Source organism: Streptomyces sp. SM11, from assembly GCF_002910905.1.
Classification (GTDB): domain Bacteria; phylum Actinomycetota; class Actinomycetes; order Streptomycetales; family Streptomycetaceae; genus Streptomyces.
The window spans coordinates 1-5,831 of the sequence record NZ_NEUE01000268.1 but is presented as its reverse complement, the minus strand read 5'-3'; the positions used below and the strand labels follow the sequence as shown (position 1 = coordinate 5,831).

The 5,831-nt window shown below is 69.5% G+C and carries 8 protein-coding genes; 1 reads left to right on the top strand and 7 read right to left on the bottom strand.

Translation table 11 applies throughout. The features are described from left to right. Window positions 1-246 precede the first annotated feature (246 nt). Entirely contained in the window at window positions 247-459 is a 213-nt protein-coding gene (locus tag B9S58_RS29290; protein ID WP_003965973.1) for a hypothetical protein, read from the bottom strand. A gap of 437 nt (window positions 460-896) precedes the next feature. After that, on the bottom strand, window positions 897-1,178 hold the full coding sequence (locus tag B9S58_RS29280; protein WP_003965974.1) for an acylphosphatase: 282 nt from the start codon (window positions 1,176-1,178) through the stop codon (window positions 897-899). A 235-nt stretch (window positions 1,179-1,413) separates the two neighbouring features. Between B9S58_RS29280 and B9S58_RS29275 the strand changes: the two genes are divergently transcribed. Next, window positions 1,414-2,379, top strand: a complete 966-nt coding sequence (locus B9S58_RS29275) for a CAP domain-containing protein (protein WP_103534983.1) — start codon at window positions 1,414-1,416, stop codon at window positions 2,377-2,379. Window positions 2,380-2,399: 20 nt separating this feature from the next. Here B9S58_RS29275 and B9S58_RS29270 read toward each other — a convergent pair whose 3' ends face one another. From B9S58_RS29270 to B9S58_RS29250, 5 genes are all read right to left on the bottom strand, one after another. Next, window positions 2,400-3,635, bottom strand: a complete 1,236-nt coding sequence (locus B9S58_RS29270; protein ID WP_103534982.1) for a site-specific integrase — start codon at window positions 3,633-3,635, stop codon at window positions 2,400-2,402. After that, on the bottom strand, window positions 3,635-3,832 hold the full coding sequence (locus tag B9S58_RS29265; protein WP_007457675.1) for an AlpA family transcriptional regulator: 198 nt from the start codon (window positions 3,830-3,832) through the stop codon (window positions 3,635-3,637). Before B9S58_RS29265 ends, B9S58_RS29270 begins: the two co-directional genes overlap by 1 nt. Then, window positions 3,829-5,271: a replication initiator protein RepSA gene (repSA, locus tag B9S58_RS29260; RefSeq protein WP_374935719.1), complete on the bottom strand. Its 1,443-nt coding sequence runs from the start codon at window positions 5,269-5,271 to the stop codon at window positions 3,829-3,831. The genes B9S58_RS29265 and repSA overlap by 4 nt, the downstream gene beginning before the upstream one ends. Further along, the gene (locus B9S58_RS29255; protein WP_103534981.1) at window positions 5,268-5,495 is read right to left on the bottom strand and encodes a hypothetical protein; all 228 of its coding nucleotides are present in this window, start codon (window positions 5,493-5,495) and stop codon (window positions 5,268-5,270) included. Before B9S58_RS29255 ends, repSA begins: the two co-directional genes overlap by 4 nt. Next, a partial coding sequence (locus B9S58_RS29250) for a hypothetical protein (protein ID WP_258045121.1) occupies window positions 5,492-5,831 on the bottom strand: 340 nt, incomplete at its 5' end. The genes B9S58_RS29250 and B9S58_RS29255, both read right to left, overlap by 4 nt.

Genomic DNA, 5,831 nt, shown 5'->3' with positions numbered 1-5,831 from the left:
GGGGGCCGGGCACAGAAGAAAGGGACGCTGAAGCGTCCCTGTGAATCTTGCTGAATCTTGCTGGTGTCGCTCTGTGAATCCAGCCGCGGTCCTGCGCGGTGCAGCGCAGAACCACCGGACATCGACGTCCCCGGTGCTGCGGGCACTCCGGTGTTCGGCGACGGCGATCCGTGACGCAGGACGAATCAATGGTGTTCCGAGGCTACTGAGCGTGCCCGGCCCGACCGGCCCGAGGGGCCATCGGGGTCAGGTCAGCGCAGGCTCGCCCTGGGGTACGTCGATGTCGATGCTGTCGAGCAGCGACTCTTGGTGCTGGGCGGCGGCGTTGAGCGCGTCGTTCTCGTCCTGGATCCGGTTGAGCTCGGATTCCAGGTCCTGGACGCGCTGCTGGAGCCGTCGCATCTCGGCGAGGAGTCGCGGGTCGGAACCGCCGACGTAACCGAGAAGCGCCTTTGCCATGATGGATGGTCCTCCACAATGAGTGACCGACCGATGCGGTGTGGGTCGTCAGGGGATCGCACCCGCGGTGCTCGGCAGGGCTCTGTCACCACTGCGGTTCTGCTGCTTGTCAGCTCTACCGAACAGCTAAGGTGCGCGGGGTTTTCAGCGTCTCACCAAAAAGTTTGACGGTCAACACGATCACACCCTGTGTGCCCGGGTGTCCCGGGGGGCGCGCGGCCGGACGATCATGCGGCGCGACTCTCCTGCGGGCCCCGAGGGGTGCGCGGATCTTCGTCAATGCCGCAGCCTTGCACGACATCCCGCATCTGGCAACCATCGGCCGGCGCGAGGCCCCGTCGCAGGTCATTTCGGGTGCGGGGGCCGGGCCGGCGTTCCGGTGACCGTTCGGCGTGCGGCGTTCACCGGGCGGACCCGAGGGGCCGCGTGGGGCGGGATCAGCGGATGGCGAATCCGTCGTATCCACCGCGCGGGGTGTCCCAGATCTCAGTGACTCCGTCCACGCGCCCGGGTGTGTCGTCGGACCGCAGCCAGTCCAGCAGACGGTGGCAATTGTCACGTGGCCCTTCGGCCACGATCTGCACCCTTCCGTCGTCGAGGTTGAGGGCGAACCCGATGAGACCACCGATCTCCAAAGCATTTGCCCTGGTGAACCAGCGGAAGCCTACTTGCTGTACTCGGCCGCGTACCCAGACGACGAGGCGCGCTTCTTCGTTCATGCCCGAACGCTAACCGGCCAATTGCTCAGGAAGCACGTCGCCCCCTTTCGCCCATGGGCTACAGTCCCGTCGCAACAGCCTCACTCGATCGGGTGAGTATCGGACGGGTGACGGGTGTCGGCTGAAAAGTCGATCAAGTGGCATTCGCTTCGCGTGCGACCGAATTCGATCAACGGGCAACGGGGCAGTCGAGTGACGTCGTAACGGCGTCCGGAGTATCAGGAAGGCACAGCGCATGGGACGCCACCGACGATCCGCCGCAGGCCCCACCGCTGAAGAACCCGCGGCCGGGGCCGCTTCCCGGCACCGGGGCACGCGCCGGAAGAAGTCCGCCGTGCCGATCCGCACCGGGCTCCTCGGCGTCTCGGCGGCCGTGGCCGTCGGCGCGGTCGCCGTCGCCTCCGGCCTGCTCCCCGGTGGTGACACCTATACCTCGGGCACCACCACCGCCGCCGACCGGGTCCGCGCCGACGGCGCTCCGGACTTGCTGCCCCAGGGTGGCGGCACCACCGCGCCGGCCGACCGGTCCTCCTCCCCCGCCAGCCGGGGCAGCGAGCGCCCGGAGGCGCCGGGCGAGAGCCCGTCGAAGTCTCCGTCCAAGACGTCGTCCAAGACCCCCTCCGCCTCGGCCTCGCCCTCGAAGACGCCGTCGAAGCCGGCCGCGCCCTCCACGTCGAAGAAGCCGGCCGCCACCCCGTCCGAGAAGTCGAAGGCACCCACCTCGGCACCGGAGAAGAGCAGCGCTCCGGCGAGCAGGGCCCCGGCGCCGCCGAAGACCTCCGCCGCCCCGCCGCCCAGCAAGAAGCCGAGCCCTTCCCCCACCGACGCCTCCACACGCACCGAGGTGCTGGCGCTGGTGAACGAGGAGCGCGCGAAGGTCGGCTGCTCCCCGCTGGCCACCAGCGCCCCGCTGACCACCCTCGCGCAGAACTTCAGCGAGGACATGGCCGCCCGCGGCTTCTTCGACCACACGGACCCGGACGGCGACACTCCCTGGGACCGGGCCGCGCAGGCCGGTGTGCAGGGGCTCGCCGCGGAGAACATCGCCCGCGGCCAGGCGGACGCCCAGGCCGTGATGACGGCCTGGATGAACAGCGAAGGTCACCGGGCGAACATCCTCAACTGCGACTACAAGACCATCGGCATCGGCGTCCACGAGGGCTCCGGCGGCCCGTGGTGGGTCCAGAACTTCGGCTTTTGAGAATCCCGCAGGTCAACGACCTATAACCCCTTCTGGGCCGTCTCCGGGCCGTCATCGGTAGCCGGAGCGGCCCAGACTGCGTCGACAGCGGCGCGCGTGCGAGTCTCGCTCGACGGCATCAGGTGGGTGTAGGTCCGCAGCGTGAAACCGGGGTCGTGATGCCCCAGATACTCGCTCAGAGCCTTGATGCTCTCCCCCGCGTCCAGGAGCACCGACGCGTAGAAGTGCCGCAGCGCGTGCATCCCGTTGTCCCGCCCCTCAGCCACACCAGCAGCACGGAGGGCGGGCCGCCACTGCCGATCGTTGAACTTGTTGCGGTTCAGTGCGTGCCCCTCAGGGCTCCGGAAGATCAGCGCCGCAGTGACGGGCGGGCCGTCCAACGTCTTCCACGGCAACGTCACCTCGACAGCAGGCATCCGCATCAGGTGGCCGGCCAACCCGAAGGCGATGGACTCCGGCAGAGGAACATCCCGCTCCTTCCCTCCCTTGGGCGGAGCGAAGACGGGCCGCCCGCGGAGCAACTTGACTTGCCGGACCACGTGGAGGACGCCACCGAGGAAGTCCACGTCCTCAACCGCGAGCCCGAACACCTCCCCCTGACGCAGACCGCATCCGGCAGCGGGATCCACCATCGCGCGGTACTTCTCCGGCAGAGCATCCCGAACAGCCTTGACGCGCTCGGCAGACCAAGGCTTGATCTTTCGGGGATCGAGACGAGGAGCCTTGACCGATCGCGCCGAGCACGGATTCGCCCGGATGACTCGGTCCTCGACTGCGGCCGTGAACACCGTCGATACGTGAGCGAAGATCCCGCGCCGGTAGGCGGCGGACAGGCCCGCGTCCTCCAGGCCCCGCATCCAGAGGCGAAGGTGCGTCGGGTTGAACGACCCGATGGGCCGCTTCCCGATGTGCGGGAGAGCGTGGAGCCTCAGCCGCATCTCGACGGCTTCGCGGGTCGCCGGGTCCGTCATCTGCGTCTTCATCCACCGCGTCGCGTACTGCTCGAAGGTGACCTTGCCTGCCTCGGGCGCGATGTAGTCGCCGCGGGACATGTCGGCTTCGACGTTGGACAGCCAGGTCTCAGCCTTGCGCTTCTGCTTGTCAGGGAAGCTCTTGGACTTCTCGGAGCCATCGGGGCCGATGTAGCGGGCGCGGTAGCGCAGGCCGATGCCATGGCGGTCGGTCTTGACCCGTACGGCCTTGCCGCTCGGTCCGGGCTCGGTCTTGTACCAGCGGTCTTGGATGTGTCCGGCCATCAGGCGGCTTCCTTGTCCATGAGGGTGGCGACCCAGGCGCGGACGTCTTCGGGGTCGTAGCGCAGATGCCGGCCGACGCGGAAGCCGCGGGGACCGGTGTCCTTGCGGCGCCACTGGTAGACCGTCTCGACGGGCACGCCCAGGAGGTCAGCCAGGTCAAGCGGGGTCAGGTAGCGGTCGGGCAGCGGTCGCCTCATGCCCACACCTCCACCGCGTCGAGGTGGTCCAGGTCTTCGAGTTCGGCGCGTACTTCGCGGGCGGTGGTGCGGCCGGTCTGGATGTCGCGAGCGATGGTCGCCGCGAGCCAGGACTCACCGGGGGTGTGGCCGTGCCCGGCATACGTCCAGTGGGCGAGGGTCAGTGTGGAGCCCTCCGGGGCATCGTCCGGGTCGGGCAGGCCACGTTCGCGGCGTTCCTGACGGGCCCGGTAGTCGGCGCGGACCTGGCGCAGTGCGCCGAGGGTGGTGGAGTAGGCGCGGGACTTGGTGGAGAAGTGGCCGCGGAAGCCGAGCATGTGGGCCCAGCGCCACAGCATCCGGTCCGGGTAGGCGTCGTCCAGGTCGTAGCACGCCTCGATCAGGTGCCGGGCGTGGTCGGGCAGGTCGGTGAGCTTGTCCAGCTCTCCCAGCTCTCCGATGCGGCGGTCTACGGTGCCGGTGGTCTCGGCGGCTTTGGTGGCGTACTTCGCCACGTACGCGGCCACCGCCTCTTCCGACAGATCCTCGTTCGCACTCCCGGCACCGATGGGGCGGACGTCCACCTGTGTCCCCCATGCCAAGGTTCGGGCGGGGTGGTCGCCGGAGGCCGGGAGCGGGACCGTGGCGCGGGCGGCAGCCGCCTGGATCGCGTCCGTCAGCAGGGCGACGCTGGCCCAGCCGGGGGGCGGGGTCTCGGGTCCGTCGGGGCCGTCGAGTCGGACGATGGCGTGGAAGTGGACCGCGCCGCGCTTCTGGAACTCAGCGACCTTCCCGAAGGAGACCCGGCAGACCTCGGAGGCGGCTTTCTGGGAAAGGCCGGCGCGGGCAGCGATCTCCCGGCGGAGGTAGATGGTGAAGCGTCGCCAGAGGTCCCCGGCGTGGTTGTTCCACAGCACCGCGCCCGCGTAGTCGTACGTGCCGGGGTTCAGGGCGGTGCCGAGGATCGGGGAGTCCTCGGGGTGGTCGGTGCCGCACCGGCAGACACCACGGGTGGGCCGGTTGTGGACCGGGCCGAAGCTAGGGGCGGTGAGCGTCGCGAAGACCTTGGGGTGCGTGCGCACCGTGACCGGCGCTCCCTTGGCCACGTCACCGGTGAGCCCGGCGCGGATCAGGTGGAAGGTGTCCCCGGCGTAGGTCCAGGCGCAGGAGGGGCACCGGGAGGCCCGCCGGTTCCCGCACGCGACCCGGAGGCGTCCGCCGGGCTCGCCCTGGGTGCTGTAGGAGTAGAGCACCTGCCCCGACTTCGCATCCCGGGTAGTGGTCATGCCCTCCAGATGGATCGGGTCCGAGCAGCCACCGGTACGCCGGACCTGCTCCTGCCAGCGGTCGAAGCCGGGGGCGTTGGCGACCCGTAAGAGGTCAGCCAGCGTCAGCGGATCAGTGCCCACAATGGCGGCGGTCCCGGCCACGGCCGAGGGCTCTACGGGAAAGGAGGTCACTGGTCGTCCTCCCTCGGGTAGCCGTGCCCGATCGGCGGGTAGAGGCCGCGCACCTTGGCGTCTTCCTCGGCGTAGTGAGCGTCATCGACCACGGTGAAGAAGTGGGTGTAGGGGCGGACGTCGTGGGCGTCGAGGTACACGCCGATCTGCTCGGTCCGCATCTCATCCGCCCACTCCGCCGAGTCGGGGCGTTCACCGAACAGGGCGTCGTCGAAGAGGCTCACGCGGCCACCGCCACGGAGTCGGAGACCTCGGCGGTCAGGCGCTCGATGTGGGCGAGGAGGCGGGCGCGGGGCCGGGCGCTGACGGTGGCGTGCACGACGGAGCGGGCGGTGTGCTCCTCCAGCCCGGAACCGTTGCAGACCCAGCAGAACACCGACAGGCAGTCGTCCTCACCGGCCCAACCGGACCCGGCGCACTCCGAGCAGTCCGCCCACGGGCGAGAAGTCAGGAAGTACAGGCACTCAGCCGGATCGGCGCACCGCAACTCCGCGCACGCCGGGCAGGCCCGACCCAGCACCGAACGACGCACAACCACAGCAGAAGCAGTCATGATGGAA

Coding starts and splice junctions, on each gene's coding strand:
- B9S58_RS29265 (WP_007457675.1), bottom strand. CDS start 3,832: ATGAGGCGACCGCTGCCCGACCGCTACCTGACCCCGCTTGACCTGGCT.
- B9S58_RS29290 (WP_003965973.1), bottom strand. CDS start 459: ATGGCAAAGGCGCTTCTCGGTTACGTCGGCGGTTCCGACCCGCGACTC.
- B9S58_RS29270 (WP_103534982.1), bottom strand. CDS start 3,635: ATGGCCGGACACATCCAAGACCGCTGGTACAAGACCGAGCCCGGACCG.
- B9S58_RS29275 (WP_103534983.1), top strand. CDS start 1,414: ATGGGACGCCACCGACGATCCGCCGCAGGCCCCACCGCTGAAGAACCC.
- B9S58_RS29280 (WP_003965974.1), bottom strand. CDS start 1,178: ATGAACGAAGAAGCGCGCCTCGTCGTCTGGGTACGCGGCCGAGTACAG.